This window comes from Rhizobium sp. AB2/73, assembly GCF_020871915.1.
GTDB lineage: Bacteria > Pseudomonadota > Alphaproteobacteria > Rhizobiales > Rhizobiaceae > Rhizobium > Rhizobium dioscoreae.
The window spans coordinates 385,761-410,764 of sequence record NZ_CP067071.1 but is presented as its reverse complement, the minus strand read 5'-3'; the positions used below and the strand labels follow the sequence as shown (position 1 = coordinate 410,764).

General features: G+C 60.8%; 22 protein-coding genes. 5 read left to right on the top strand and 17 right to left on the bottom strand.

Going from position 1 to position 25,004, the window contains the following annotated elements:
- Positions 1–65 precede the first annotated feature (65 nt).
- The 5 genes from I8E17_RS02075 to I8E17_RS02055 form a co-directional block, all read right to left on the bottom strand.
- Positions 66–797, bottom strand: a complete 732-nt coding sequence (locus tag I8E17_RS02075; RefSeq protein WP_069612409.1) for an HAD family hydrolase — start codon at positions 795–797, stop codon at positions 66–68.
- Between the two features lie 12 nt (positions 798–809).
- The gene (gene waaA, locus I8E17_RS02070) at positions 810–2,129 is read right to left on the bottom strand and encodes a lipid IV(A) 3-deoxy-D-manno-octulosonic acid transferase (RefSeq protein WP_069612408.1); all 1,320 of its coding nucleotides are present in this window, start codon (positions 2,127–2,129) and stop codon (positions 810–812) included.
- A gap of 180 nt (positions 2,130–2,309) precedes the next feature.
- A complete protein-coding gene (locus I8E17_RS02065) occupies positions 2,310–2,555 on the bottom strand; it encodes a DUF4170 domain-containing protein (protein ID WP_034508466.1) in 246 nt (81 codons plus the stop codon).
- 61 nt (positions 2,556–2,616) lie between these two features.
- Entirely contained in the window at positions 2,617–3,423 is an 807-nt protein-coding gene (locus I8E17_RS02060; RefSeq protein WP_069612407.1) for a 3'(2'),5'-bisphosphate nucleotidase CysQ, read from the bottom strand.
- A 27-nt stretch (positions 3,424–3,450) separates the two neighbouring features.
- Positions 3,451–4,803, bottom strand: a complete 1,353-nt coding sequence (locus I8E17_RS02055; RefSeq protein ID WP_113367234.1) for a TldD/PmbA family protein — start codon at positions 4,801–4,803, stop codon at positions 3,451–3,453.
- A gap of 150 nt (positions 4,804–4,953) precedes the next feature.
- Here I8E17_RS02055 and I8E17_RS02050 point away from each other — a divergent pair, with 150 nt between their 5' ends.
- Positions 4,954–6,774 carry a monovalent cation:proton antiporter-2 (CPA2) family protein gene (locus I8E17_RS02050; protein ID WP_069612405.1) on the top strand — a complete coding sequence of 607 codons (1,821 nt, stop codon included), beginning with the start codon at positions 4,954–4,956 and terminating at the stop codon, positions 6,772–6,774.
- A 57-nt stretch (positions 6,775–6,831) separates the two neighbouring features.
- Here the strand turns inward: I8E17_RS02050 and I8E17_RS02045 are convergent, their stop codons facing one another.
- Genes I8E17_RS02045 through I8E17_RS02035 form a run of 3 tightly spaced genes read right to left on the bottom strand, consistent with a single transcriptional unit; the run spans position 6,832 to position 10,239 of the window.
- Positions 6,832–7,698 carry a patatin-like phospholipase family protein gene (locus I8E17_RS02045; protein ID WP_069612404.1) on the bottom strand — a complete coding sequence of 289 codons (867 nt, stop codon included), beginning with the start codon at positions 7,696–7,698 and terminating at the stop codon, positions 6,832–6,834.
- 18 nt (positions 7,699–7,716) lie between these two features.
- A complete protein-coding gene (rsmD, locus tag I8E17_RS02040) occupies positions 7,717–8,283 on the bottom strand; it encodes a 16S rRNA (guanine(966)-N(2))-methyltransferase RsmD (protein ID WP_069612403.1) in 567 nt (188 codons plus the stop codon).
- A gap of 6 nt (positions 8,284–8,289) precedes the next feature.
- The gene (locus I8E17_RS02035) at positions 8,290–10,239 is read right to left on the bottom strand and encodes a pseudouridine synthase (RefSeq protein WP_113367235.1); all 1,950 of its coding nucleotides are present in this window, start codon (positions 10,237–10,239) and stop codon (positions 8,290–8,292) included.
- Positions 10,240–10,311: 72 nt separating this feature from the next.
- Here I8E17_RS02035 and I8E17_RS02030 point away from each other — a divergent pair, with 72 nt between their 5' ends.
- Positions 10,312–10,770, top strand: a complete 459-nt coding sequence (locus I8E17_RS02030; RefSeq protein WP_069612402.1) for a nucleoside deaminase — start codon at positions 10,312–10,314, stop codon at positions 10,768–10,770.
- 94 nt (positions 10,771–10,864) lie between these two features.
- On the opposite strand, the gene I8E17_RS02025 is transcribed toward I8E17_RS02030, so the two are convergent.
- The 8 genes from I8E17_RS02025 to I8E17_RS01990 form a co-directional block, all read right to left on the bottom strand.
- Complete coding sequence (locus tag I8E17_RS02025; RefSeq protein ID WP_069612401.1) at positions 10,865–11,500, bottom strand: hypothetical protein; 636 nt, start codon at positions 11,498–11,500, stop codon at positions 10,865–10,867.
- Between the two features lie 133 nt (positions 11,501–11,633).
- Entirely contained in the window at positions 11,634–14,516 is a 2,883-nt protein-coding gene (gene ileS, locus I8E17_RS02020) for an isoleucine--tRNA ligase (RefSeq protein WP_069612454.1), read from the bottom strand.
- A 299-nt stretch (positions 14,517–14,815) separates the two neighbouring features.
- On the bottom strand, positions 14,816–16,291 hold the full coding sequence (locus I8E17_RS02015; RefSeq protein ID WP_069612400.1) for a sodium:solute symporter family protein: 1,476 nt from the start codon (positions 16,289–16,291) through the stop codon (positions 14,816–14,818).
- Positions 16,281–16,478 carry a DUF3311 domain-containing protein gene (locus I8E17_RS02010; RefSeq protein ID WP_047627888.1) on the bottom strand — a complete coding sequence of 66 codons (198 nt, stop codon included), beginning with the start codon at positions 16,476–16,478 and terminating at the stop codon, positions 16,281–16,283. Before I8E17_RS02010 ends, I8E17_RS02015 begins: the two co-directional genes overlap by 11 nt.
- Positions 16,479–16,744: 266 nt before the next feature.
- The gene (locus I8E17_RS02005; RefSeq protein ID WP_069612399.1) at positions 16,745–17,386 is read right to left on the bottom strand and encodes a response regulator transcription factor; all 642 of its coding nucleotides are present in this window, start codon (positions 17,384–17,386) and stop codon (positions 16,745–16,747) included.
- The gene (locus tag I8E17_RS02000) at positions 17,383–18,759 is read right to left on the bottom strand and encodes a cache domain-containing protein (RefSeq protein WP_069612398.1); all 1,377 of its coding nucleotides are present in this window, start codon (positions 18,757–18,759) and stop codon (positions 17,383–17,385) included. The genes I8E17_RS02005 and I8E17_RS02000 overlap by 4 nt, the downstream gene beginning before the upstream one ends.
- Positions 18,760–18,904: 145 nt before the next feature.
- Positions 18,905–19,888 carry a bifunctional riboflavin kinase/FAD synthetase gene (locus tag I8E17_RS01995; protein WP_069612397.1) on the bottom strand — a complete coding sequence of 328 codons (984 nt, stop codon included), beginning with the start codon at positions 19,886–19,888 and terminating at the stop codon, positions 18,905–18,907.
- A gap of 15 nt (positions 19,889–19,903) precedes the next feature.
- Positions 19,904–20,752, bottom strand: a complete 849-nt coding sequence (locus tag I8E17_RS01990) for a TIGR01459 family HAD-type hydrolase (RefSeq protein ID WP_113367236.1) — start codon at positions 20,750–20,752, stop codon at positions 19,904–19,906.
- A 425-nt stretch (positions 20,753–21,177) separates the two neighbouring features.
- Here I8E17_RS01990 and groES point away from each other — a divergent pair, with 425 nt between their 5' ends.
- From groES to I8E17_RS01975, 3 genes are all read left to right on the top strand, one after another.
- Complete coding sequence (groES, locus tag I8E17_RS01985) at positions 21,178–21,474, top strand: co-chaperone GroES (protein ID WP_069612395.1); 297 nt, start codon at positions 21,178–21,180, stop codon at positions 21,472–21,474.
- A 74-nt stretch (positions 21,475–21,548) separates the two neighbouring features.
- Positions 21,549–23,189 (top strand): chaperonin GroEL, encoded by a 1,641-nt coding sequence (gene groL, locus I8E17_RS01980; protein ID WP_069612394.1) that lies wholly within the window; start codon positions 21,549–21,551, stop codon positions 23,187–23,189.
- 573 nt (positions 23,190–23,762) lie between these two features.
- The gene (locus tag I8E17_RS01975) at positions 23,763–24,221 is read left to right on the top strand and encodes a hypothetical protein (RefSeq protein ID WP_069612393.1); all 459 of its coding nucleotides are present in this window, start codon (positions 23,763–23,765) and stop codon (positions 24,219–24,221) included.
- A 57-nt stretch (positions 24,222–24,278) separates the two neighbouring features.
- Here the strand turns inward: I8E17_RS01975 and I8E17_RS01970 are convergent, their stop codons facing one another.
- Complete coding sequence (locus I8E17_RS01970) at positions 24,279–24,986, bottom strand: glutathione binding-like protein (RefSeq protein ID WP_069612392.1); 708 nt, start codon at positions 24,984–24,986, stop codon at positions 24,279–24,281.
- Positions 24,987–25,004: the final 18 nt, after the last annotated feature.

The window sequence follows — 25,004 nt, the reverse complement described above, 5'->3', positions numbered from 1 at the left end:
GCCTGTGCCTGCAACAAAGCGGCAAGAAAGGCCAGATTGCATGAAAAAGCAAGCCATTGCCGGGATCAGGCCGATTGCACCAAAGGCATGAGCAGGCTTTCCAGCTCGGTAATGTCGTTGAGGCAATAGTCCGATGCCGCCGTCAGCGTTTCGCGCGAGCCGGTGCCCGTCAGCACGCCGACGGTCAGGCCGACGCCCGCATTGCGACCCATGTGGAGATCATGATTATTGTCGCCGACGACGGCGACCTGTGCCGGCGAAAGGCCGGTCGCGGCGTAAAAGCCGAGTACCATTCCCGGCTCCGGCTTGGTGCCGAAGCCGCTGTCATAGCCGGCGATATAATCGACATAGTCGATGAAGCCGAAGCGGCGCGCCGTCTGGCGGATGGAGCGCTCATTATCACTGGAAGCAACGCCAAGCTTGTAGCCGCGCTCGTGCAGGCGCCGGAAGAATGCGGCGAGATCGGTCACGGGCGAAGAGAAATCGGCCGCATGCGCAAAAAGCGCATCGAGTTTTTCCACCAGCTCCGCGACATTCACTTTCGAGCCGGCGGCCACCAGGCCCTCGGAAATCTGCCGGGTGTTACCTGCCGCAAGCAGACTGTCCGGCACGATATGGCCGGTGACCGGGTCCATGCCGCAGGCGGAGAGAAGATGATCGGCAAGAATGGGATCGTCTTGAGCAGCGATGCGTGCGAGCTCCCGATTGACCGGCAGCCAGCTCTGGTCATAGTCGAGCAACGTTCCGTCCTTATCGAAAAGAATGCCCGCAATCGCTCCCAGCTTGGCCGCTGTCATACCCTTCCCTTCTTATCCGTTCGCCATCGTCTTCGGCATCAGCCGCGCCTTGACCGAAAGCGGATTGATATAGGGCTCCAGCCCCTTCACCGTTGCTGCCAGTGCACCACGCATTTCATGCACGGCTGCGAAGCCGGCATCGATCATGCTGCGCCGTGCCGTGTCGTTGGTAAGCAAATAATGGACGCCGCGCGCCAGCATCTCGGTATCGCGCACCATGCGGGCGCTGCCGCGGCGGGCGAGCAGCTGATAGGAATCGCGGAAATTCTGGACATGACCGCCGGTCAGGATCGCGCAACCGAGCATGGCCGGCTCAAGCGGATTCTGGCCGCCTTCATTGAACAGCGACTTGCCCATGAAGGCGACTTCGGTCATCCGCAGATAAAGCCCCATCTCGCCTATGGTATCGCCAAGGAAGACATCGACATCGGACGAAAGGATATCGTTGCGAGTGCGGCGCGCCACTTTGAGACCCTGTTCAGCGAGCATAGCCTCGATCGCGTCGCTGCGCTCGGGATGGCGCGGCACGATGATGGTAAGCTGGCCGTTATGCCCCTTCAGCATCGAGTGGACGGAGGCTGCAGCACCTTCCTCGCCCTCGAAAGTGGAGACCGCGGCCCAGGTCTTGCGGTCGCCGATCTGCTTCATGTAGCCGGCGAGCGTCGGTGCATCATATGACGGTGCATCCGTATCCACTTTGAGATTGCCCGATTTCAGAACCTGCAAAGCGCCGAGATCGCGGAAGCGTTCGGCGTCGAGGTCGGACTGGGCCACGACCAGCGCCAGATTCTCAAACAACGCCTCGGCAAGCGAGAGATGCCGGCTCCAGCGTTCAAAGGATCGATCCGACATGCGGGCGTTGACGAGGATCTGCGGGATTCGCTTGCGGCCAAGCTCCATGATCGTCGTCGGCCAGATCTCGGATTCGGCAAAAATGGCGCAATCGGGCTGCCAGTAGTCGAGGAAGCGCTTGATGGCGGGCTTGAGATCGAGCGGCACGTATTGATGGATGACCTCTTCGCCAAGACGTTGCTGCGCAACCTTGGCCGAGGTCATCGTGCCCGTCGTCAGGATAACGTGAATGTCGCGGCGACGGATCTCGCGGATCAACGGAATGACGGCCGAGGTTTCCCCCACGCTCGCGGCATGGAACCAGATCAACGGCCCCTGCGGACGGTTGGCGCTCGCATAACCCGAGCGCTCCAGCCTGCGGGAACTATCTTCCTTGCCCTTGGCCGCGCGAACCGCGAGATAAGGCCCGATGAATGGATAGACGGCGATTCCACCAAAGCGATAGGCGCTCAAGGCAAGACGCGCCCTGAGGCTACTCATTTCGTTCGCCTCCTATCCCAGCTGATCACCATCAATGCCAAATCCCGATTATGAACCGGCCGAATAAACGGCCGAATTTTCGTTCTTATTGTGTCAAAGATACTGCTTCATGACCGGATTTAAAGCGACGGGGCTGTACCGGACAGAGATATCAAATGCAAAATTCGGTGCGAGGCGATCTCAGGATGCCGCTTTTTCCTGCGGATCGAGCAAACGATGCAGGTGGACAATGAAATAACGCATATGGGCATTGTCGACAGTCTGCTGCGCCTTGGATTTCCACGCCGTCAACGCGCTCGCATAATCGGGATACATGCCGACGATATCGAGCTCGTTGAGATTGCGGAACTGGACCTCTTCGAGGTTTTCCAATTCACCGCCGAAGACAAGGTGCAGGAGCTGCTTTTTGCCGCTGGTATCAGTCATTTTCGTCTCTTTCTGCTGTCATCCCCCTCCGCCTTTCATCTGCGGGATTTTGACTGAAAGGTCAACCGTCTCGTCGATGTGAAAGCTGACGGAGAAACTCCGGTAATTGCGATGCCGATGCGCCGCAAAGCTCGTCATGCGATACTTCGGCGCGATTGTAGCTGAGGGTATTGCCCGAAAGGTCCACGAGCGCGCCGCCGGCCCGCTCCAGAATGAGATCGGCGGCGGCCAGATCCCAGTCATGCGAGTTGCGCTTGACGATCGTTCCTTCGAGGCGCCCGTCCGCCACCATGGCGAGGCGATAGGCAAGTGACGGCACGTGCTTCACCCGCTCGACGGTCTTGCGGAAATCCGGATCAACGCCCTTCAGCATATCCTCGCCGGTCGCCAGCCGATGGATGTCATCACCGACTCTCTGAGACACGCGGATCGGCTTGCCGTTCTTCAGGGCCTCCCCACCAGTCGTCGCCACGAAAAGCTCGTCAAGCGCCGGCGCGTAGAGCACGCCCGCCACAGGCCGCCCATCGGTGACGACGGCGACGCTGACGCACCAAAGATCCAGGCCCGCAAGAAATCCCCTGGTGCCGTCGATGGGATCGACGACGAAGACGGTCTCGTGCTTCAGACGCTCGGCATCGTCGTCGGTTTCCTCGGAAAGCCAACCATAGTTCGGGCGCGCCGAGCGCAATATGACGGCAAGGCTTTCGTTGGCGGCAAAATCGGCAGCACTGACGGGGGACTGACCGTTGTTCTTCCACCAGACTTCCGGCGATTGCCGGAAGAAACCAAGAGCGATCTTGCCCGCCTCGAGCGCGGCACCCACAATCAGGTCCACGTCGCTCAATTGGCCGGCCTTGCTATCGATCATTGACTAATTCCAATCTCCGCTCGTTTTTCAGCGGCCCGCCAGCGTCATGCCCTCAATGGCAAGCGTCGGAGCAGCGATGCCGAAATCGCGGTCGATGTCGTTTGCCGGCGTTACGCGCATGAACATGTCCTTCAGATTGGAGGCGATCGTCACCTCCGAAACCGGGAAGGTCAATTCGCCGTTCTCGATCCAGAAACCGGTGGCGCCGCGGCTGTACTCGCCTGTTATCATGTTGACGCCCTGGCCGATCAACTCGGTAACATAGAAGCCGGTTCCGACGTTGCGGATCAGGTCCTCCGGCGAAATATCGCCCGGCTCCAGCGCCAGGTTGGTGGACGCGGGCGATACGGATGTGCCGCCGCGTACGCCGCGGCCGTTGGTCTTCAGTCCGCCGCCGATTTCCCGCGCAGTCGCTGTCGAGAGGAACCAGGACTGCAGCACGCCGTCCTCGATCATGACGAGCCGCTTGCCCGATACGCCCTCGCCGTCGAAGGGGCGCGAGGATGGGCCACGCACGATCAGCGGATCGTCCGTGATCGAGAGGCCCGATTTCAGCACCTGCTGGCCCATCTTGTCGCGCAGGAAGCTGGTCTTGCGGGCGACGGAAGCGCCATTGATCGCGCCGGCAATATGGCCGACGAAGCCGCGGGCGACGCGCGGGTCGAAAACGACGGTGACGTTCTTGCCCGTCGGAACCTGGCGCGGATTGAGCCGTTTGACGACTCGTTCGCCGGCGCGGCCGCCGATCTCCTCGGCCGCATCAAGATCGGCGAAATAGAGGCGGCTGTCGAAATCATAGTCGCGCTCCATGCCGGTGCCTTCGCCGGCAATGACGCTGACGGAGCGCCCGAAGCGCGAGCCCATATAGTAGCCGGCAAAACCATGCGAGGTGACGAGCACGAGGCCGCCCATGCCGGCCGAAGCACCGGCACCGGAAGAATTGGTGACGCCCGGAACAGCGAGTGCCGCAGCTTCGGTCGCAAGCGCCGCTTCGCGCAGCTGCTCCGTGGACACTTCGGTCGGATCGAACAGTTCGAGATCGGGATAGCTCTTGGCGAGATCCGCTTCGTCAGCGAGGCAGGCAAAGGGATCTTCCGGAGAAACTTTGGCCATGGCGACCGCGCGTTCGGCAAGAGCGTTGAGATCGAAGCCGGGATTGGCCGAAACGCTCGCCACGCGATTGCCGACGAAGACCCTCAGCGAGAAGTCGTCGCTCTCGGAGGATTCCGTGCCTTCGACCTTGCCGAGACGGACGCTGACGGAATGGGCCCTCGACCGCACCACGACGGCATCGGCGGCATCCGCACCGGCTTTCCGGGCGAGGTCGATCAACTGGCTGGCGCGGGAAAGCAGAGTGGCGGAATCGATTTCAGAGGTCATGACTTGGCCTTTCCTTCGCGTTCCATTTATTGTGCACTACATAAAGCATCAAGGGCGGCAAAGCCGATTCTTGTTCTAATCGCTTCACGCATGGTTGTTTATCATGACCAAGCGTCGCAACACCGCCTGCCCCACGGAAAGAAACAGACGATGTCCGCCCCCAATACGCTTTTCACCGAAACCCTGCTGCTGCTCGGCGGCGCCGTCGTCACGGCGCCGATCTTCAAGAAACTGGGGCTTGGCACGGTGCTCGGCTATCTCGCTGCAGGCGTTGTGATCGGGCCGATTCTCCACAGCATCAGCGACAGCGAGGCTGTTCTGGCCGTGGCCGAACTCGGCGTCGTCTTCCTGCTCTTCATCATCGGCCTGGAACTGAAGCCGTCCCGCCTCTGGCAGATGCGCCGGGATATTTTCGGCCTCGGCACGGCACAGGTGGTTCTCAGCGGACTTGCGCTGATGGTGGCCGCCTATTTCGGCGGCATTGCCGGCTGGAAGGGCAGCATCATCATCGGTTTCGGCCTGGCGCTTTCCTCGACCGCCTTCGCGATGCAGATCCTCGAACAGCAGGGCGACGTCAACACGAAATACGGCCAGCGCTCCTTCTCGATGCTGCTGCTGCAGGATCTTGCCATCGTGCCGCTGCTGGCGCTGATCACCGTGCTCGACGGCGCGCAGGAAACCGCCAATCCACTGCCAAGTCTCGCCATTGCCATCGGCGCAGTGGCAGCGATGATCATCGCAGGGCGCTATCTGCTGACGCCGCTGTTTCAGGTGATCGCACGCACCGGCGCACGCGAGGCGATGATTGCCGCCGCCCTCTTCGTCGTCATGGGGTCGGCTACGCTGATGCAGCTCGCCGGCCTCTCCATGGCGATGGGCGCATTCCTCTCCGGCGTGATGCTGGCCGAATCCTCCTATCGGCATGAGCTGGAGGCGGATATCGAACCCTTCCGTGGCGTGTTACTCGCGATTTTCTTCATTGCCGTCGGCCTGTCGCTGAAACTCGAGGTCATCCTCGACAACTGGGTGATGATCGTGCTCGCCGTCCCGGTAATGATGGTCATCAAGGCGGTCGTGATCTATGCGCTCTGCCGGCTCGCAGGCTCGCCGCACAATGATGCCGTCCGTATCGCGGGGCTGCTGCCGCAAGGCGGCGAATTCGGTTTCGTGCTCTTCAGCGCGGCCAGCGCCAGCGGCAATCTTTTCTCGGCGAACACGGCATCGATGCTGATCGCCATCGTCACACTATCGATGGCGCTGACACCGCTCAGTTCCGCGCTGGCGAAACGGCTGGTGAAGGGCGATACGCAGGAAGAGCTGGACGAGGATTTCGAAGGCGCCGGTTCCGATGTGCTGATGATCGGCTTTTCGCGTTTCGGCCAGATTGCCGCACAGATCCTGCTTGCCAGCGGCCGCGACGTGACGGTGATCGATTTCTCGGCCGACCGCATCCGCCAGGCATCGAGCTTCGGGTTCCGGATCTATTTCGGCGACGGAACCCGCAAGGACGTGCTGCGCTCGGCCGGCATTGACCGCGCCAAGATCGTCGTCGTCAGCACGCATCTGCGCGAGGTGACGGACAAGATCGTCGAACTTGTGCAGACGGATTATCCGCATGCGCGCCTTTTCGTGCGCTCCTATGACCGTATTCACTCGATCGAGCTGCGGCATAAAGGTGTGGACTACGAGCTGCGCGAGACGCTGGAATCCGGTCTGCTCTTCGGCCGCCGCACCCTGGAAGCACTTGGGGTCAGCGAGGCGGAAGCCTACGAGATTGGCGAGGATATCCGCAAACGCGACGAGCAAAGGCTCGTACTGCAGGTGAGCGAGGGGCTGCAGGCCGGCAGCGACATGCTCTATTCACGCCCCGTCAAGCCGGAACCGCTGGTCAAGCCGAAGCGTGCCGCCGATACCTACAGCGACGCCGACGATCTCGTTGTCCTGCCACAAGAGGAGCCGGAGCGAGCTTAAACATCTTCGCTTCACGATTTCTGACGCAAGCCGCATCCCGCGCTTCTTGCCTGAATGCTAATTCTTCGCCGTCATCGCCCGGTCGAGCGCGAATTTCAGCTCGTCCTTGACGCCGGCCGACATGGCGAGGATATCGCGCGCCTTCAGGAAGTCGAGGACGCCGGTGCGGCCGACGGTGGGGCGCAGGAAGATTTGCGGTGCCTGCAGCCGCAGCTTCAAGGCAATATTGGACTGCATGGTCAGCTGGCCGGCGCCGAACAGGCTCTCGATACGGTTCGGAACCTGTCGGCCGCTTCCTTCCGGCCCGCCGACGACGTCGATGCCGATGATGATATCGGCAAGACCGGCCAAATGTTCATAAGGAACCGGATTCATGATACCGCCGTCGATCATCACGCGGTCTCCGAGCTTTACCGGCATGAACACGGCGGGAATGGCCGCAGAAGCGGCGAGCACGGGGAAGAGTTCGCCCTTCTCGATGACGACCTCCGCCTGGTCGTAATAATCGGTGGTGACAACCTTCAACGGGATATGCAGCTCGGAAAAGCTCTCCGGAATAGCCGGCGGCAGGAAGGTGCGCAGAATGCGTTCGAGATTGAACTGACCGAAGCGGATGCTGCGCATGCTGACCGGCCGCAGGCTCCAGATCTTGTTGAGAACGGCCGGGCGATTACCGACGGTTGCCAGGGTATAATCGCGGATCTCAGCACCGCTCATGCCGACGGCCATGGCCGCGCCCATGATCGAGCCGATGGAGGAGCCTGCTATGGCGACGGGGCGAATGCCGAGTTCGTCCAGCGCCTCTATGATATGAATATGGGCGAGACCGCGCGCACCGCCGCAGCCGAAGGCGACTGCGACGCTCGGCGTGCCGGAAGCGGCGAGCGGATAGTCGCTGCCGACGAAATCAGCATAATCGCCCATAGGGTTCTCCTTCCTCCGTCAGGCCGCCAGCGGCTGGTAACGGAAGAAATGCATCTTGCTGTCGCCGAAGGTTCGCTCCTCCAGAAACAGGAAATCCGATGGCGCGGCAACTGTGACATCGGCGCGCTCCTCGAGGATTGCCAGAGCGCCCGGCACCAGCCAGCCACCGGCGGCAGCGGCCGCGAAAGCTTTCTCGCCCAGCCCCTTGCCGTATGGCGGGTCGGCGAAGAGAAAATCGAAGGGTTCGAGATTGCCGACGCTGCCGAGGTCCGTCGCATCACGACGCAGCATGCGCGTGCGGCCATGCAGGCCGAGCGCATCGATGTTCTCCCAGAGAAGGCCCCTGCCCTCGACGCTGCTTTCCACGAAGAGCACATGGCGGCAGCCCCGCGAGGCTGCCTCCAGCCCGACGGCGCCGGTGCCGGCAAAAACGTCCATCATCCGCGTGCAATCGATGGCCTCGGGATAGGCGTGGTTCAGAATGTTGAACAGGCTTTCGCGCGTGCGATCCGCCGTCGGACGAATATCGTTCGACTTCGGCGTTGCAAGCGAGCGACCGCGAAACTCACCGCCGACGATCCTCACCGCGCGTCAGCCCCTGCCGCCCTTGGGGCCGCCCCTGCCGGGGCCACCCCGACCGGAACCGCCGCGCGGACCGCCGGATGGGCGACCTGCGCCACCCGGCTTGCCGCCAAAGCCACGCGAGCCACCGGGCTTTCCGCCCGGCTTGCCGCCAAAGGATTTGCCGCCAGGCTTCTTGCCGAAGGGCTTGCCGGCCGGCCGATCGCCGAAGGAACGTTCGCCCTGAGGGCGATCACCGAAGGGTCGGTCACCACGGGGCGGACGATCACCAAAAGGGCGATCGCCGCGGGGGCGTTCGGAGCGCTGTTCACCGCCGAAAGACTTGTTGCGCGGACGCTCGTCCCCCTCGGCACGCGGACGCCGGTCGCCACGAGGCTTGTCGCCGAAAGGCCGGTCGCCGCGCGCAGGTCGATCTCCGAAGGACCGTTCGGAGCGGGCTTCACCGTGGAAGGATTTCGCACGAGGACGGTCACCACTCTCCGACCGAGAACTGCGTTCGCCGCGCGGACGATCGCCAAACGCCCGATCGCCGCGGGGACGATCACCAAACGGTCGTTCCCCACGGGCGGGACGATCACCCTGGGGGCGATCGCCGCGCGAGCGCTTGCGATCAAAGCCCTCGTCGTCGCCACGCGACCTGCGCGGCGCTTCCTCGCTCGAACGAATCCATTCGCCATCGCCCTCGTCGACACGATTGATACGGACGCGCGGGCCTTCGTCCGGTCGGTCGAAGCTGCTGCGCTGCGGGCGCTCGATCTCGCCGCGCCGGGAAGCGGTCTTTGCATTCTTTGCGGCCTTCGCTGCCGCCTTTTCACCGAGCGGGCGGGCGCCCGGCGCCATCCAGACATTGGCGCTGCGGCGCGGGCCGAGCGGCTGGCGCTTCGCCCGGTCGTCGTCCTTGTGGCCGCCTTCGCGGCGATCATCACGCTTGGCATCGCGTTTGGTATCGAGACGGCTGAGCGCTCGCTCGCGCTTGTCCTCGGGGCGCTCTCGGCGCGGGCGTTCTTCCCTGGTCGTCCGAGCCGGATTGGCATCTGCCTCTTCGGGCTCGGCCACGGCCGGGGCGTTATAGAGCGGTGCATCGAAATTCGCCTTGGCATCCTCGACCAGACGGGGACCGAGCTGGTCGCGCAGCGTGCGGCCGCGCACCTCGAGCACATGACCCTCAGGCAGCTCGCCGAGCTGGAACGGGCCATAGGAGATGCGGATCAGGCGATTGACCTCGAGGCCGAGCGCGCCGAGCACGTTCTTGATTTCGCGGTTCTTGCCTTCGCGCAGGCCCATGGTAATCCAGACATTGGACCCTTGCGTGCGGTCAAGCGTCGCGTCGATCGAGCCGTAAAGCACGCCATCGACGGCAATCCCTTCCTTCAGCTTGTCGAGCGCTTCCTGATCGATCTCGCCATGGGCGCGCACGCGATAGCGGCGCAGCCAGCCAGTGGTCGGCAATTCCAGAACGCGGGCAAGGCCGCCGTCATTGGTCAGCAGCAGCAAACCTTCGGTGTTGATATCGAGACGGCCGATCGACATGACGCGTGGCAGCTCGTCCGGCAGATTGTCGAACACCGTCGGGCGGCCCTCCGGATCGGCATTGGTGGTCACGAGGCCTGCCGGCTTGTGATAGAGCCATAGACGGGTGCGCTCGATGCCGCGGATCGGCACGCCGTCGACCTCGATCTTGTCTGTAAGGGTGACGTTGACCACGGGCGTATCGAGCAGCACGCCGTTCAGCTTGACACGGCCATCCAGGATCATGCGCTCGATATCGCGGCGAGACGCCACGCCGGCGCGCGCCATCACCTTGGAAATGCGCTCAGCCTTTCCATCCTCGACCGCGGTCGCTTCCGCAGCTTTAACGGCTGCGGCCTTCAGAGGCTTCGCACCATCTCGCTTTATCGTCTTCTTGTCGCCAGCAAAGGGTTTAGACCCAGGCCGCTTGGGCTTGTCATTCATCGTCATTTGTTGTTTGCCTGAATTTTTAACGCGTGTTCCTATCAGGTCACGCCCTTGCGGTTAAGTGGAAAAACTTGAATGGCGGCTACAAATCAATTTATAGAGCTTGCTTTGGCCGAAGCGCGCCGCGCTGGAGAGCGTGGCGAAGTGCCGATCGGCGCCGCAATCGCACTCGACAACAAGGTCATCGCCACTGCCGGCAACCGCACCCGTGAGCTCAACGACGTCACCGCCCATGCCGAAATCGTCGCCATCCGCCTGGCCTGCGAGGAGCTGGGCCAGGAACGTCTTGCGGGCGCCGATCTCTATGTGACGCTGGAACCCTGCACCATGTGCGCCGCTGCCATTTCCTTCGCGCGCATCCGCCGTCTCTATTATGGTGCCGAGGATCCGAAGGGCGGCGGTGTCGACAATGGCGTGCGCTTCTATCGTCAACCAACCTGCCACCATGCGCCGGAGGTCTATTCCGGCCTCGGCGAGACAGCATCCGCCGACATCCTCAGAGCTTTCTTCCAAGCGAAACGTTCCGAAGACTGAAAAGCGGCGGTTTACAGCACCGCGCGTCTTTCAAGACGCGTAAAGGACGCGGTAGCACTTTAAAATTATGCAGCTGCCGCCGCCTTGAGAGCTTTTACTGGAAAGGCTTCCACCAGCTGCTGTTGCTGGTCTGCTGCGCGGCTTCGGCATCCTTCTTGCGCTTCTTTTCCTTCTTCGACTCGGGCGTGCCGAGATCGTTCAAAGCAGCCTGATCGGATACCTGGCGATATTGCTGCGGCGGGTCGATCAGATAGCGACGCTGATCGATATAGGTGCCGGCCTGGTCCTGACGGGCAGCGCGATAGGCAGCGGTCTGCTGCGCTTCGCTCATGTGATTTTTGGCGCTGTCAGCCTGAGCCAGCGGCGAGCGATAATTGACGTCGCTCTTCTTCTCGTCGGCTTCCGCGGCAAGGCGCTTGCGGGCTTCTTCCGGCGATTCCAGCCAGGCCGGGTTGTCCTTGCTTGCCAGAGACTGCTGCGGCGCGGTGAGATTGTCGCGATCCTTGTCGGAAGGCAGAACGAGACCCGGACGGTTCGGATACTTCACGCCCTTGTCCTTCGGCGTCGCCGCCGAAACGGAGGCGATGTCGCCGAGGTCATCGAGGAGCTGGACGCCGGCCGTCTTGTCGGTGCCGTAAGTCGGGCTGCTAAGGCAGCCGGACATGGCGCCGCAGCCAACCACAAGTGCCGCCAAGCTGACGCCGACACGAACCTTATGCATCGCTCTCATGAAAACCCTTCCCAGCCATGCCGGAATAAACGCGATAGGACCCCATTCAAGGCAACTGCCGTAAAATTCAGGCCATTTTCAGGCAGCTTTTACCGGATGAACGCCGCAAAGGCAATTCATCCGGCAATTTTCTTCAGTTGATAGCTGCAAGCTCGCGCAGCGCCGCAGCATCGCGCGCCGAGACATCCGGATATTCCGGATCGGAGCCGACATCCGTGGTGATGCGCCACGAACGGGCGCATTTGCGGCCTTCGGCAAGCTTGGGCACGACGCTGACCTTGGCGGTGTCATCAAGACGGAATGCATCGGCCGGACCTTCGCCACCGAGGATGGTGATGTCAGACGTGATGCAGATTTCCGAGAAATCCTGCCCTTCGAGCACCTTCAATAGCTCCGGATCGGCGACGTAGACGACCGGGGCAGCTTCGAGCGAGGAGCCGATCCGCTTGTCCTTGCGTTCGATTTCCAAAGCACCGGTGACGACGCTGCGCACAGCGCGGATCTTCTTCCACTTCTCGGCCAGCGCCTCGTTTTTCCACTCGGCCGGAACGGTAACGAACTGCTCGAGGTGAACCGAGACCGCCGAGGGATTGCGCGAGAGCCACGCCTCTTCCGTGGTGAAGGGCAGCATGGGCGCCAGCCACGTCACCATGCAATCGAAGATCGTACGGATGACGGCGAGCGAGGCGCGGCGGCGCAGGCTCGACGGCGCATCGCAGTAAAGCGCATCCTTGCGGACGTCGAAGTAGAAGGCCGAGAGCTCGACATTGGCGAAATCGATCAGGGCGCGGGCGATGCGCTTGAAGTCGAAGGCGTCGTAGCTTTCGCGCACCAGTTCGTCGAGCTCGGCCAGACGGTGCAGCATCAGCTGCTCCAGCTCCGGCATGTCGGCATAGGCGATCACTTCGCCCTTGTCGTGTGCCAGCGTGCCGAGCATCCAGCGGATGGTGTTGCGCAGCTTGCGATAAGCGTCGACATTGGTCTGGATGATAGCCTTACCGACGCGCAGATCTTCCGAATAGTCCGACGTCATGACCCAGAGGCGGAGGATGTCGGCGCCCGCATCCTTCATCACCTCTTGCGGCGACGTGACGTTACCCTTGGACTTCGACATCTTTTCGCCCTTCTCGTCCATGGTGAAGCCATGGGTGAGGACGGCGTCATATGGCGCGCGGCCACGCGTCGCAGCACTTTCGAGCAGCGACGAATGGAACCAGCCGCGATGCTGGTCGGAGCCTTCGAGATAGAGGTCTGCCGGCCACTTCAGATCCGGACGGTCCTCCAGCGTGAAAGTGTGGGTCGAACCGGAATCGAACCACACGTCGAGGATGTCCATGACCTGCGTCCAGGGCTCGTTAGCCTTCTCGCCAAGGAAGCGCTCGCGCGCACCTTCGGCAAACCAGGCATCGGCACCTTCCTGCTCGAAAGCCTCAAGGATACGGGCGTTGACGCCGTCATCCTGCAGGATGTTGCCTTGCTCGTCGACGAAGATCGCGATCGGCACGCCCCAGGCGCGCTGACGCGACAGAACCCAATCCGGACGCTGCTCGATCATGGCGCGCAGGCGGTTCTGGCCGGCAGCCGGCACGAAGCGGGTGTCGTCGATCGCCTTCAAGGCACGCGAACGCAGCGTCGAACCGTCAGCAAAGTCCTTGTCCATATAGACGAACCACTGAGGCGTGTTGCGGAAGATGACCGGCTTCTTCGACCGCCAGGAATGCGGATAGGAATGCTTCAGCCTGCCGCGTGCAAACAGCGTATTCGTCTCGATCAGCGCCTTGATGACGAGATCGTTGGCATTGCCCTTCTTGCCGTTGTCGTCCATGACGCGGCCGCCTTCGAAGCCGGGGGCATCGGCGGTGTAGAAGCCGGCATCATCGACCGGGAACGGGATGGCGGAGGAGATGCCGCGCTTTTCGAGATCGCGTGCATGCGACATCCAGGCATCAAAGTCCTCGCGGCCATGGCTGGGCGCGGTGTGCACGAAGCCCGTGCCGGCATCGTCAGTAACATGATCGCCATCGAGAAGCGGCACCTTGAAACCGTAGCCGAGCGAGGCGAGCGGATGAGCGCAGGTGAGCGCGGCCAGATCGGCAGCGGTCACATCGCCAAGACGCTTGTACTGCAGCTTTGCCTTGGCAAAGGACTCTTCCGCCAGCTTGTCGGCGAAAACAAGTTTCTCGCCGGGACGCGGGCCGAAATCATTGACGGCTTCCGTGACCTCATAGAGGCCATAGGATACGCGCGAGGAGTATGCGATCGCGCGATTGCCGGGGATCGTCCAGGGGGTGGTCGTCCAGATGACGACGAAGGCACCGGCGAGATGCGCCGGGCCTTGAGCCACCGGGAACTTCACCCAGATCGTGTCGCTTTCGACATCGGCATATTCGACTTCGGCTTCGGCGAGCGCCGTACGCTCGACCACCGACCACATGACGGGCTTGGAGCCACGGTAAAGCTGACCGGTGCGGGCGATCTTCAGGAGTTCGCCGGCGATACGGGATTCCGCATGGAAGTTCATGGTCAGATAGGGATTGTCGAAATCGCCCGTGATGCCGAGGCGCTTAAACTCCTCGGACTGGATCTTGATCCAGCCGGCGGCAAAGTCGCGGCATTCCTGGCGAAACTCGTTCACCGGAACCTCGTCCTTGTTCTTACCCTTCTCGCGGTACTTTTCCTCGATCTTCCACTCGATCGGCAGGCCGTGGCAATCCCAGCCCGGAACGTAGTTGCTGTCATAGCCGCGCATCTGGAACGAGCGGGTGATGACGTCCTTGAGGATCTTGTTCAGCGCATGGCCGATGTGGATGTGGCCATTGGCGTAGGGCGGTCCGTCATGCAGCACGAACTTTTCGCGGCCGGCGGCGGAAGCGCGCAACTTCTTATAGAGGTTCATCTCTTCCCAGCGCTTCACCAGCTCCGGCTCCTTCTGCGGCAGTCCGGCGCGCATCGGAAAATCGGTTTCCGGCAGGTAAAGGGTCTTGGAGTAATCCATCTTTTCAGCGGTATCGGTCATAGTCGTGACAATTGCCTCGGTGTCTCGGGCGTCTTGCGCCTGAACTGGCGCAGCCATACGGGGATTTTTCGGCGGCGGAAAGCGCCTCGTGAACGAAGCGCCAAAAACCCGGACCTTCCGGCAGCTTAGAGCGCGCGGAAGGCCGGGCCAATAATTCGTATCGATAGGCTCAGCCGAAATTGGGTCATGGTCGCCGGTTCATAGGCGTTTTTTCCAAGGAAAGGAAGAGGAAACAACGCAGCCGGCATAGAGAAAGGCCGCGAACGTTTCCATCCGCGGCCATAAGGGCATTGTTCGGATCAGGCCCGTGCTTCTGCCCGCGCCGGCATCACCGCATTGACGACGATCGCCACGACGATATTGGCGAGAAGCGCCAGCAGTCCGGTATAGACAGTGAAACCCGCTTCGCCGAGGGGGACCATATGCAGCGGCTTCCAGCCGGCATCCCAGACCAGATAGGTGCCGCCAAAGAAGCCGACGAACCAGCCGACAAGCAGGGCCGGCGCACGGAACCACTTGGTGTAGAGGCCGAATACAAGGGCCGGCAACGTCTGCAGGATCCAGATGCCGCCGAGCAGTTGCAGATCGAGCGCGAATTGCGTCGGCAGGAAAATGATGACCAGAAGTGCGCCGATCTTGACGACGAGCGAGGTCATCTTGGCAACCTTCGCCTCACCGGCATCGGAAACCTGCGGATCGACATAGGCCTTCCAGAAGTTGCGCGTGAAGAGATTGGCAGCGCCAATGCTCATCACAGCTGCGGGAACGAGCGCGCCGATGGCGATGGCCGCGAAGGCGAAGCCCGCAAACCAGCTCGAGAACAGCGTCTGGAACAGCGCCGGCACCACGTCATTGGCGCTGTCCAGCTTCAGCTGCGCGGCATGGCCCATATAGCCGAGCAGCGCCAGAAGCCCGAGCAGCAGGGTATAGGCCGGCAGCAACACGGCATTCTTGCGGATGGTATTGCCGCTGTTGGAGGCGAAGATACCCGTCAGCGTATGCGGATACATGAAGGCCGCCAGCGCCGAGCCGAGCGCCAAAGTCGCGTAGGCGACGTACTGGTTACCGCCGAGCAGCAGGCTGCCCGCCCCTTTGGCCTTGAAATCCGCATCGGCGGCCGCAAAGACATTGGCATAACCACCGAGCTTGGCCGGAATGAGCGCAATCGCCGCAATCACCACGATATAGATCATGATGTCCTTGACGAAGGCGATCAGCGCCGGGGCGCGAAGACCGGCCGAATAGGTATAGAGCGCCAGGATGATGAAGGCGACGGCGAGCGGCAGTTCGCCATGAAGCCCGAGCGCCTTGAACACCGCCGTCATGCCGACGAGTTGCAGGGCGATATAGGGCATGGTGGCGATGACGCCCGTCAGAGCGACCGCCAGTTCCAGCGCCCGCGAGCCATATTGCCCGTGGACGACATCGCCCGCCGTGACATAGCCGTGGTCCTTCGCACGCCTCCAGAGAAGCGGCATAACCATGAAGACGAACGGATAGACGACGATCGTATAGGGCAGCGCGAAGAAGCCATAGGCACCGACGGTGTAGACCAGGGCTGGAACTGCGATGACCGTATAGGCGGTGTAAAAGTCGCCGCCGACGAGGAACCAGGTGATCCAGGTGCCGAAGGTGCGGCCGCCAAGACCCCATTCGTCAATATGGGCAAGAGTCTTCGGTCGGCGCCAGCGGGCAGCGACAAAGCCCATGACGGTCACGAGGGCCAGGAAGAAGATGAAGACGGCAAGAGCTGTCGGATCGATATCAGTCATCATGGCGCATGCTCCGATAGGCGATCCAGGTCAGAATAGCGGTGATCGGCACCCAGGCCAGCTGATACCAGTAGAAAAAGGGGAAACCCAACAGCACCGGATCGTGGCTGTTGTAGAAGGGGACCCAAAGCAAGCCTATGTAGGGAATGACGAGCAGCCAGCAGGCCGCCGTTCCGAAACGTTTGTCCATGTCCGATACCTCTCACACGGTGTCTGCGCGCCACCTTGTTGCAGTTGTCAGAGTGGAAGGGGTGCATCAGTCTGCGATTGCAATGTAGGCCCTAGGACCGAAGCCGAGGAGCTTTGGCTATGCAGAGCCAGACCAACGAATGTGAATTCCTCCCAACGGCCCGCCTGCGGGCAGCCGCTGATAAAGTCCTACGGCGAGTCTGCCGGCCGAACAAGATATTAGCTGATGCGAAATCGCCGAACCTACCCAGAAGTGGGTAGGCGAGGTTAGCCCACCGCGGTTGCAATGCCGTGGTCAAGCGCGTAGCGGATCAGACCGGCGGTCGTTGCGATGCCAAGCTTCTTCTTCAAATTCTTGCGATGCGTTTCCGCCGTCGCAGGCGTGATCTGAAGTTCTTCGGCAATCTCGCGATTACTCCTGCCTGTAACGATCAAGCCCAGAATGCGCCGCTCGCGCGGGGTCAGAGGATCAGCCTCATTTTGCGCCGTGTCTGCCACCAGTATGTCGCGAACGCCGGACGAGAAATAAGTCCCGCCGGCTGCTACCGTCTCGATGGCGCAGACGACTTCATCCGTCGAAACATCCTTGAGGATATATCCGACCGCACCGCGCATGATCGACGAAGAGATGTACTCGCGGCTGTCATGCATGGACAGCATCACGATCCGCGTCTCCGGAAGCTCCCGGCGAAAGAGCTCGATCGCCTCGATACCGCTCAGCTTCGGCATATTGATATCCATCAAGGTAACCTGCGGGAGCGTCCGTCGCCCGACCTCCAGGCCGATCTGCGCAAGGTTTGCCGTCCCGACCACCTCTATGTGGTCGAACGTCTCCAGCACGGCTTTCAATCCGTCCAACACCACGGGATGATTGTCGATCAACAGAACACTGATCCTGTTGCTTTTCATGCTGCATCCACCTTTGCTCTTGGCGAGGCGTTGGCCGATTTCGGCAGCATCGCAATCAGTGTGGTACCATCCGCCGTGCTTTGGACGAGAAGAAGGCCGCCGAAATGTGCCATCCGCTCCTGCATGTTCCTCAGCCCAAGTCCGCCCTTGCCGTCGCCGGTGCCGTCGAAACCAATGCCGTTGTCCGAAATTCTCAAGCGTGCGCGCCCGCGATCACTCCAAAGTTTGATCGCAAGAACAGTCGCCCCGGAATGGCGCTCCACGTTGTTCAAGGCCTCCTGCGCGACACGGTAAAGCGCGGTATTGGCTTCCGGCTTCAGCATGCTGGTGAAGCCGGAAGCCTCGATCTCGGTTGCGATCCCGGTCCGCTCGGCGAAATTGTTCGCGAGCGCGGTCAGCGCCGCCGTCAAGCCGAGATCATCCAGCACGCGGGGACGCAGATCATGCGAGAGCCGCCTGATGTCCTTGATCGCGCTGTTCAGAGTATCGATACCCTTCTCGATCGTCGTAGCGGCATCATCGACCTGGTTTCGTACCTTGCGGTTGGCAAGGTCCATGACATAGCGCACGCCGAGGAGATTCTGTGACACGCCATCGTGCAGTTCACGGGCAAGGCGGGCGCGTTCCTCCTCCTGCGTATCAATCACTCTTTGCGTCAGCTCCTTCAGCCGACCATCGGCCATGCGTCGCTCACGGAAGGTCAAGAGCATGCAAGTCGTGAAGACGACCAGAACAGCAGGGACGGCAATGAGTGTGACGACGACAAAGGTTCCTTTTATGTTTGCCCGCATGGCGGCATTGGCCGCCGCAGTCTGGGTGAAAATATCATCCAGATAGACGCCGGTTCCGACAACCCAGTGCCATTTATCAAGGCCGACAGCGAATGAGAGCTTATCGGCGACACGGCCGGTGGAAGGCTTCTCCCATTTGTATTGGTGCAGGCCCCCGCCAGTTTTTGCGGTCTTGATGAGCTCCGCGATGACCTTGTCGCCGTCCGGATCGGTCAAATCGATCCAATTGCGCCCGTTGCGAAATCTCTCGCGCGGATGAACGACGTTGTTGCCATCGTAGTCGTAGACAAAGAAGTATCCGTCCGGTCCATAATCAAGCGACGTCAGGATCGCGGCTACCTTGTCCTTCGCGGCCTGATCGTCCGGGGCTGCGTCCCGATAAATCGCCTGAATGGCCGACACGGCAAGATTCGTAAGGTTGACGATCTCCGTTTCCTTCGCCCTCAGCATGTTCTGTTCGAAGGTCTCGATATTGCTCTTGGTAAGATTGGTCGACTGCCAGGTAATGAAGGCAGTGATTGCCAGGATCGAGATGACGAGAGGCGCGAGCGCGAGCGCAATAATCTGGTTGCGTAGTGTCAACGACTGCTCCTCCCAAGAACCGGCGCGGAACAATGACCCTTGTCCGGCATGAATTCAACAGTCTCTCGGCGGCGTTGATGTCAGCCCGAAATCGGAGCGATGATACAAGGCGGAAAACCTTTCCCACCCCATCACTTCGCGAATATCAGTCGAAGGCGATGGCGCGATCAAGCTCGCTGAGCGGCTGGACGCCGGCAAGCAGCGCGCGTGCTTCGTCCTCATCCTTGCGGATCTGCGCGACCAGCGGATCAAGACCGTCGAACTTCAGTTCGGGGCGGAGATAGCCGAAGAAGGAAACCGAACAGATCTGGCCGTAGAGATCGCCGCTGAAATCGAAAACGTAGGTCTCCAGCAGCGGCGAGCCGTTGTCCGTCACCGTCGGACGCCGGCCGTAGCTGGCGACGCCATCGCGGACGATACCGTCGGCCGTTCGAAAGCGAACCGCATAGATGCCTGCCCTCAGCGATGACTCCGGCGGCAGCTGCATGTTTGCCGTCGGGAAGCCGAGCGTGCGGCCGAGCTTCTCGCCGCCGATAACGGGCGCCTGAACGGTATAGCGATAGCCAAGCAGACCGGCGGCTTGGGCTACATCGCCTTCCGCGAGCAGCGCGCGAATGCGGCTCGACGAGATGACCTCCGTGTTTTCGTCGCGGAAGGCATCGATCAGCGTCACGCCGAAGCCGTTATGGCTACCGGCATTCATGAGGAAGGCGGGGCCTCCCTGGCGATCATGGCCGAAATGGAAATCGAAGCCGGTGACGACTTCCGACGCGTGCAGCCAGTCGATCAGGATCGAATGCACGAATTCATCCGCCGAACGCTGCGAAAAGAGGCGATCGAAGGGATATTCGATGACGGCGTTGAAGCCGAGCGCTTCGAGGAGACGTGCTCTGAGCGGCGCAGGCGTCAGACGGAAAACGGGCTGATCGGGTTTGAAGACGGTGCGCGGATGCGGCTCGAAGGTCAGCACCAAAGCAGGCAGGCCGCGCTCCCTGGCAATCTCCAACGCACGCGTCAGCACCGATTGATGGCCCCGATGCACACCGTCGAAATTGCCGATGGCGACCACCCCGCCCCTCAGGGCATGGGGAAGCGGCTCGCGGGTTTCGTTGCGATGGAAAACGGTCATCGACTGCCACTCTCCTCAGACAAGGCGCGGCATCCACCACTTCGGCGAGGCCTGCTCGCGCGCCAGGAAGGCGCCAACAGCGGCCTCATCCGTATGCCCTTCGACGACATATTCCCGGGCGTGGATGCCATGGCTGATATAAAGAAGATCGAGGCCGTAATCGAGTGCGCCACGCACGTCGGTCGGCATGCCGTCGCCGATCGCCACGACGCGCGACAGCGGAAATTCGCTCTTTACCTCGCGCGCTGCCGCAATTGCCGCATCATAGATCGGCTGGTGCGGCTTGCCGGCGATGCGCGTCTGTCCGCCGAGCCGCTCATAATAGGCGGCCATGGCCCCGGCACAGGGTATCATGCGATGGCCGCGCTCAACGACGAGATCCGGATTGGCGCAGATCAGCGGCACCTTGCGAGCCGACCAGGCCGTCAGCATGTCGGTATAATCGTCAGGTGTTTCGGTCTCGTCGTCAAAGAAACCGGTGCAGACGATGCTTTCGGCCTCGCCAGCCTCGACGCGCTGAACGTCAAGGCCTTCGAGGATGCCGATGTCACGCTCGGGGCCGAGCAGAAACACTTTTTTCGGTCCCTCGGCAATCAGCCTGCGGGTGACATCGCCCGAGGTGATGATGCGATCGTAAACGCTGTCGGGAACCCCGATCGCACGCAGCTGCTCGACGACCTTCGGAGCAACGCGTGGAGAGTTGGTGATAAGGACGACGGCAAGGCCTTCGCCGCGGGCCGCTTCGAGCGCGATGGAGGCCTCCTTGTAGGCCGTGACGCCGTTATGGAGCACGCCCCAGACATCGCAGAGCGCGACATCATAAAGTCCGCCGATGTCGCGAAAGCTCTCGATCCGTTTGCCCATGCCATCCTCGCAACAAATAAATCACGGGCTGACATCGCAAACCGGCCGGCAAATTACAAGAGCGGCATGCAAGGTTTTTGCGGCGCACAAGTCCTGAGAAGCAGACGTGCGCAAGATCGGCGAGCGGCAAGATTGCGCAGCGGAAGCAACAGCATGACACTCTGGAAAAAGCGCGATCTGACCCTTTCCGGAGAGGAGAAAATGAGAGGAACTTCGCAACGACGTGCTACACGCCACCGCCATCGGCGTTAATCATCCTCAAAACAAGCCGTTACGCGCCGTAAAAAATTCACAGTGCTGTCCTTGACTCGCTCGGAAGCCACCCCTAAATCACCGTCGCTAGCACTCGCCAACAGTGAGTGCTAACAAAGTCCATACGGATCCCCCGCTGATCCGTGAATGTCATTTGATCGAGGGATTAGACAATGGCAAGCACCAATTTCCGCCCCCTTCATGACCGCGTCGTCGTTCGTCGCGTCGAGTCGGAAGAAAAGACCAAGGGTGGCATCATCATTCCCGATACCGCCAAGGAAAAGCCGCAGGAAGGCGAAATCGTCGCCATCGGCTCCGGCGCTCGCGATGAATCCGGCAAGGTCGTAGCACTCGACGTCAAGGTTGGCGATCGCGTTCTGTTCGGCAAGTGGTCCGGCACCGAAGTCAAGCTCAACGGCGAAGACCTTCTGATCATGAAGGAAGCCGACATCATGGGCATCATCGGCTAATCCGGCCGGTTCCCTTTTCCGATACAGCTGACGGGTCTTAAAGCCCGGAAAACGCGAATTCAGGAGTTTCAAACATGGCAGCTAAAGAAGTAAAATTCGGCCGCGGTGCCCGCGAAAAGATGCTTCGTGGCGTCGATATCCTCGCTGACGCAGTGAAGGTCACGCTCGGCCCGAAGGGTCGTAACGTTGTGATCGACAAGTCCTTCGGCGCTCCGCGCATCACCAAGGACGGCGTTTCGGTCGCCAAGGAAATCGAACTGGAAGACAAGTTCGAAAACATGGGCGCCCAGATGGTCCGCGAAGTCGCTTCGAAGACCAACGACGTCGCCGGTGACGGCACCACCACTGCAACCGTTCTCGCCCAGGCCATCGTTCGCGAAGGCGCCAAGGCTGTTGCAGCCGGCATGAACCCGATGGACCTGAAGCGCGGTATCGACCTCGCTGTTGCAGAAGTCGTCAAGGATCTCCAGGCCAAGGCCAAGAAGATCAACACCTCGGAAGAAGTTGCCCAGGTCGGCACGATCTCCGCAAACGGTGAAAAGCAGATCGGCCTCGATATTGCCGAAGCCATGCAGAAGGTCGGCAACGAAGGCGTCATCACGGTTGAAGAAGCCAAGACCGCCGAAACCGAACTTGAAGTCGTCGAAGGCATGCAGTTCGACCGCGGCTACCTCAGCCCCTACTTCGTAACCAACCCGGAAAAGATGATCGCCGACCTTGAAGACGCGTTCATCCTCCTGCACGAGAAGAAGCTCTCGAACCTGCAGGCAATGCTCCCGGTTCTCGAAGCCGTCGTTCAGACCGGCAAGCCGCTCCTCATCATCGCTGAAGACGTCGAAGGCGAAGCTCTTGCTACGCTCGTCGTCAACAAGCTGCGCGGTGGCCTGAAGATTGCTGCCGTCAAGGCTCCCGGCTTCGGCGACCGCCGCAAGGCCATGCTGGAAGACATCGCCATCCTGACGGGCGGCACCGTCATCTCCGAAGATCTTGGCATCAAGCTCGAGTCCGTGACCCTCGACATGCTCGGCCGCGCCAAGAAGGTTTCGATCTCCAAGGAAAACACGACGATCGTCGACGGCGCTGGCGCCAAGTCCGACATCGAAGGCCGTGTTGCCCAGATCAAGGCTCAGATCGAAGAAACCACCTCCGACTACGACCGCGAGAAGCTGCAGGAACGTCTTGCCAAGCTCGCTGGCGGCGTTGCCGTCATCCGCGTCGGCGGCTCGACGGAAGTCGAAGTGAAGGAAAAGAAGGACCGCATCGACGACGCTCTGAATGCGACGCGCGCCGCTGTTCAGGAAGGTATCGTCCCGGGCGGCGGTATCGCTCTCCTGCGTTCTTCCACGAAGATCACTGCCAAGGGTGAAAACCAGGATCAGGAAGCCGGCATCAACATCGTTCGCCGCGCCCTGCAGTCGCTGGTTCGCCAGATCGCTGAAAACGCTGGTGACGAAGCTTCGATCGTTGTCGGCAAGGTTCTCGACAAGAACGAAGACAACTACGGCTACAACGCCCAGACGTCGGAGTTCGGCGACATGATCTCCATGGGCATCGTCGACCCGGTCAAGGTTGTTCGTACGGCTCTGCAGAACGCAGCTTCGGTTGCTTCGCTGCTGATCACCACCGAAGCCATGATTGCTGAACTGCCGAAGAAGGATGCCCCTGCTGGCATGCCGGGCGGCATGGGCGGCATGGGCGGCATGGACATGATGTGATAGGCCAGCGGCCTAATCGCGGGAATGTCCATAAAGCTTCGCCCATGCACTTCAGTGCTCCAGGCCGCCAAGCGGTCTGGAGTGGCGGCATGGACATGATGTGATAAGGCCTCTGCCTAATTGCGATCGTTCAATCCGACATCCGTAATTGACGAAGGGCGGCCCTCGGGTCGCCCTTTTCGTTTCGGCATCTAAGATTTCAAGCAAGGTTGCCAAGTTTTACGATAGCGCAAATTTACGCAATTTGCCCCATTGCCGTTTTCAAAAAAGCTCTTATAAATCGCAGCGCAGCGATTTGAGATGGTTAGCTGAAATGCGCGTAAATTTTACTTATTTTCGGCGCGATTAATCGGCGCCCATGCATGGATATGATCTTCCGAGTTTATGGTTGTCCGGATTTTTTACTTGAAATGACTTCATAATCGGAATCGGCAAGCCGGAAGAAGCATGGCAAAAAATGGAAGCAGCAGAGAGGAATGTTCTGCTTTTCATTCAGCGTGGCATGCAGGAAGACATCCCATCCGGAAGAGGCATGGGAACTTGGACGAAGCGCAAGGGGGACCTAGCGCTCAAATGGGGATCATCTTGTTCAAGATTGCCAAAGCCAATTTTTCCGCACCATTTGCTCCCGGCTCGCTGGAGTTCGAAGGCCATGACCCCGATCTTCTGGTACAATTCTGTGTTTCCGAGGGATGGACGGGCGATCTTTCAAGCGGCCTCATCAAACTTGGGCAGTGGAGCACGATGCTGCACGGGCTGAGCTCCTCGGAATGTGGCTTGCTGAGCCTCATGCATTGCTATGATCCGCACGATCGAGCGCGTATCCTCGATCTCTTCGAGCAAGCGGCAACCGCGAACTCTTCTTTCTGTTATTCCACGACGACGCTTGGCATCGGCGGCCATCGCCAGCCGGTCTTTTGCGTTGGCGAATCCGTTGCTGCCGACAAGCAACGTGCCGGCAGCATGGTCGGCGTCTTCCTGTTTCCACGCTTCAAGCTGGAACCGGGCAGCCAGCTCGCCACCCGGCAGTAAACGGCTGTCGATGATGGTCGGGTGAGTTCGCCTGACCAGTTACTTGGTTCAACCTGATCAATCCCGCTTAGGAATGCTGAGACCACGCTGGCTTGCCGGGCGCGCAAGGGCTCGCTCCAGCCAGGCCATGACCGAGGGGAAACTTTCGAACTCCAGCACCTCGCGGCCGCCGTAGAAGACGTCGACGCCGCGGACCCATGGGAACGTGGTGATGTCGGCGATGGTGTATTCATCACCCATGATCCACTCGCGCCCCTGCAGGCGGTTCTCCAGAACGCCGAGCAGGCGCTTGGCCTCATCGCGATAACGCTCGACCGGATAGGAGTTATTGGCAACTTTTTCGGCGGCGAATTTGAAGAAGTGGCCGAACTGCCCGAACATCGGGCCGATGCCGGCCATCTGGAAGAAGACCCATTCCAGCGTTTCATAGCGCATGGCTGCGTCGCTTGGCATGAGCTTGCCGGTCTTCTCCGCCAGATAGACTAGGATCGCGCCGGATTCGAACAGGCCGATCGGCTTGCCGTCGGGACCATTGGGGTCGATGATTGCCGGGATGCGGCCATTCGGGTTCAACGAAACGAATTCCGGAGACTTCTGGTCGTTGGTGCCGAAGGAGATCAGATGCGGCTCATAGGGCAGACCAAGCTCTTCCAGCGCGATCGACACCTTGACGCCGTTCGGCGTCGGCAGCGAGTAGAGCTGGATAATATCCGGATTGCTGGCTGGCCAGCGCTTCGTGATGGGAAACGAGGATAGATCGGCCATGGGATTTCCTTCCGAAGA

Bases quoted from the DNA above. Each gene is read 5' to 3' on its own strand.
- groES (WP_069612395.1), top strand. From the start codon at position 21,178: ATGGCAAGCACCAATTTCCGCCCCCTTCATGACCGCGTCGTCGTTCGT.
- I8E17_RS02030 (WP_069612402.1), top strand. From the start codon at position 10,312: ATGGCGGCTACAAATCAATTTATAGAGCTTGCTTTGGCCGAAGCGCGC.
- I8E17_RS02065 (WP_034508466.1), bottom strand. From the start codon at position 2,555: ATGACTGATACCAGCGGCAAAAAGCAGCTCCTGCACCTTGTCTTCGGC.
- I8E17_RS02075 (WP_069612409.1), bottom strand. From the start codon at position 797: ATGACAGCGGCCAAGCTGGGAGCGATTGCGGGCATTCTTTTCGATAAG.
- I8E17_RS02055 (WP_113367234.1), bottom strand. From the start codon at position 4,803: ATGACCTCTGAAATCGATTCCGCCACTCTGCTTTCCCGCGCCAGCCAG.
- I8E17_RS02035 (WP_113367235.1), bottom strand. From the start codon at position 10,239: ATGACGATGAATGACAAGCCCAAGCGGCCTGGGTCTAAACCCTTTGCT.
- I8E17_RS02050 (WP_069612405.1), top strand. From the start codon at position 4,954: ATGTCCGCCCCCAATACGCTTTTCACCGAAACCCTGCTGCTGCTCGGC.
- ileS (WP_069612454.1), bottom strand. From the start codon at position 14,516: ATGACCGATACCGCTGAAAAGATGGATTACTCCAAGACCCTTTACCTG.
- waaA (WP_069612408.1), bottom strand. From the start codon at position 2,129: ATGAGTAGCCTCAGGGCGCGTCTTGCCTTGAGCGCCTATCGCTTTGGT.
- I8E17_RS01975 (WP_069612393.1), top strand. From the start codon at position 23,763: ATGGGGATCATCTTGTTCAAGATTGCCAAAGCCAATTTTTCCGCACCA.
- I8E17_RS02010 (WP_047627888.1), bottom strand. From the start codon at position 16,478: ATGGACAAACGTTTCGGAACGGCGGCCTGCTGGCTGCTCGTCATTCCC.
- I8E17_RS02025 (WP_069612401.1), bottom strand. From the start codon at position 11,500: ATGAGAGCGATGCATAAGGTTCGTGTCGGCGTCAGCTTGGCGGCACTT.
- I8E17_RS02060 (WP_069612407.1), bottom strand. From the start codon at position 3,423: ATGATCGATAGCAAGGCCGGCCAATTGAGCGACGTGGACCTGATTGTG.
- I8E17_RS02015 (WP_069612400.1), bottom strand. From the start codon at position 16,291: ATGATGACTGATATCGATCCGACAGCTCTTGCCGTCTTCATCTTCTTC.
- groL (WP_069612394.1), top strand. From the start codon at position 21,549: ATGGCAGCTAAAGAAGTAAAATTCGGCCGCGGTGCCCGCGAAAAGATG.
- I8E17_RS01995 (WP_069612397.1), bottom strand. From the start codon at position 19,888: ATGACCGTTTTCCATCGCAACGAAACCCGCGAGCCGCTTCCCCATGCC.
- I8E17_RS01970 (WP_069612392.1), bottom strand. From the start codon at position 24,986: ATGGCCGATCTATCCTCGTTTCCCATCACGAAGCGCTGGCCAGCCAGC.
- I8E17_RS01990 (WP_113367236.1), bottom strand. From the start codon at position 20,752: ATGGGCAAACGGATCGAGAGCTTTCGCGACATCGGCGGACTTTATGAT.
- I8E17_RS02045 (WP_069612404.1), bottom strand. From the start codon at position 7,698: ATGGGCGATTATGCTGATTTCGTCGGCAGCGACTATCCGCTCGCCGCT.
- I8E17_RS02005 (WP_069612399.1), bottom strand. From the start codon at position 17,386: ATGAAAAGCAACAGGATCAGTGTTCTGTTGATCGACAATCATCCCGTG.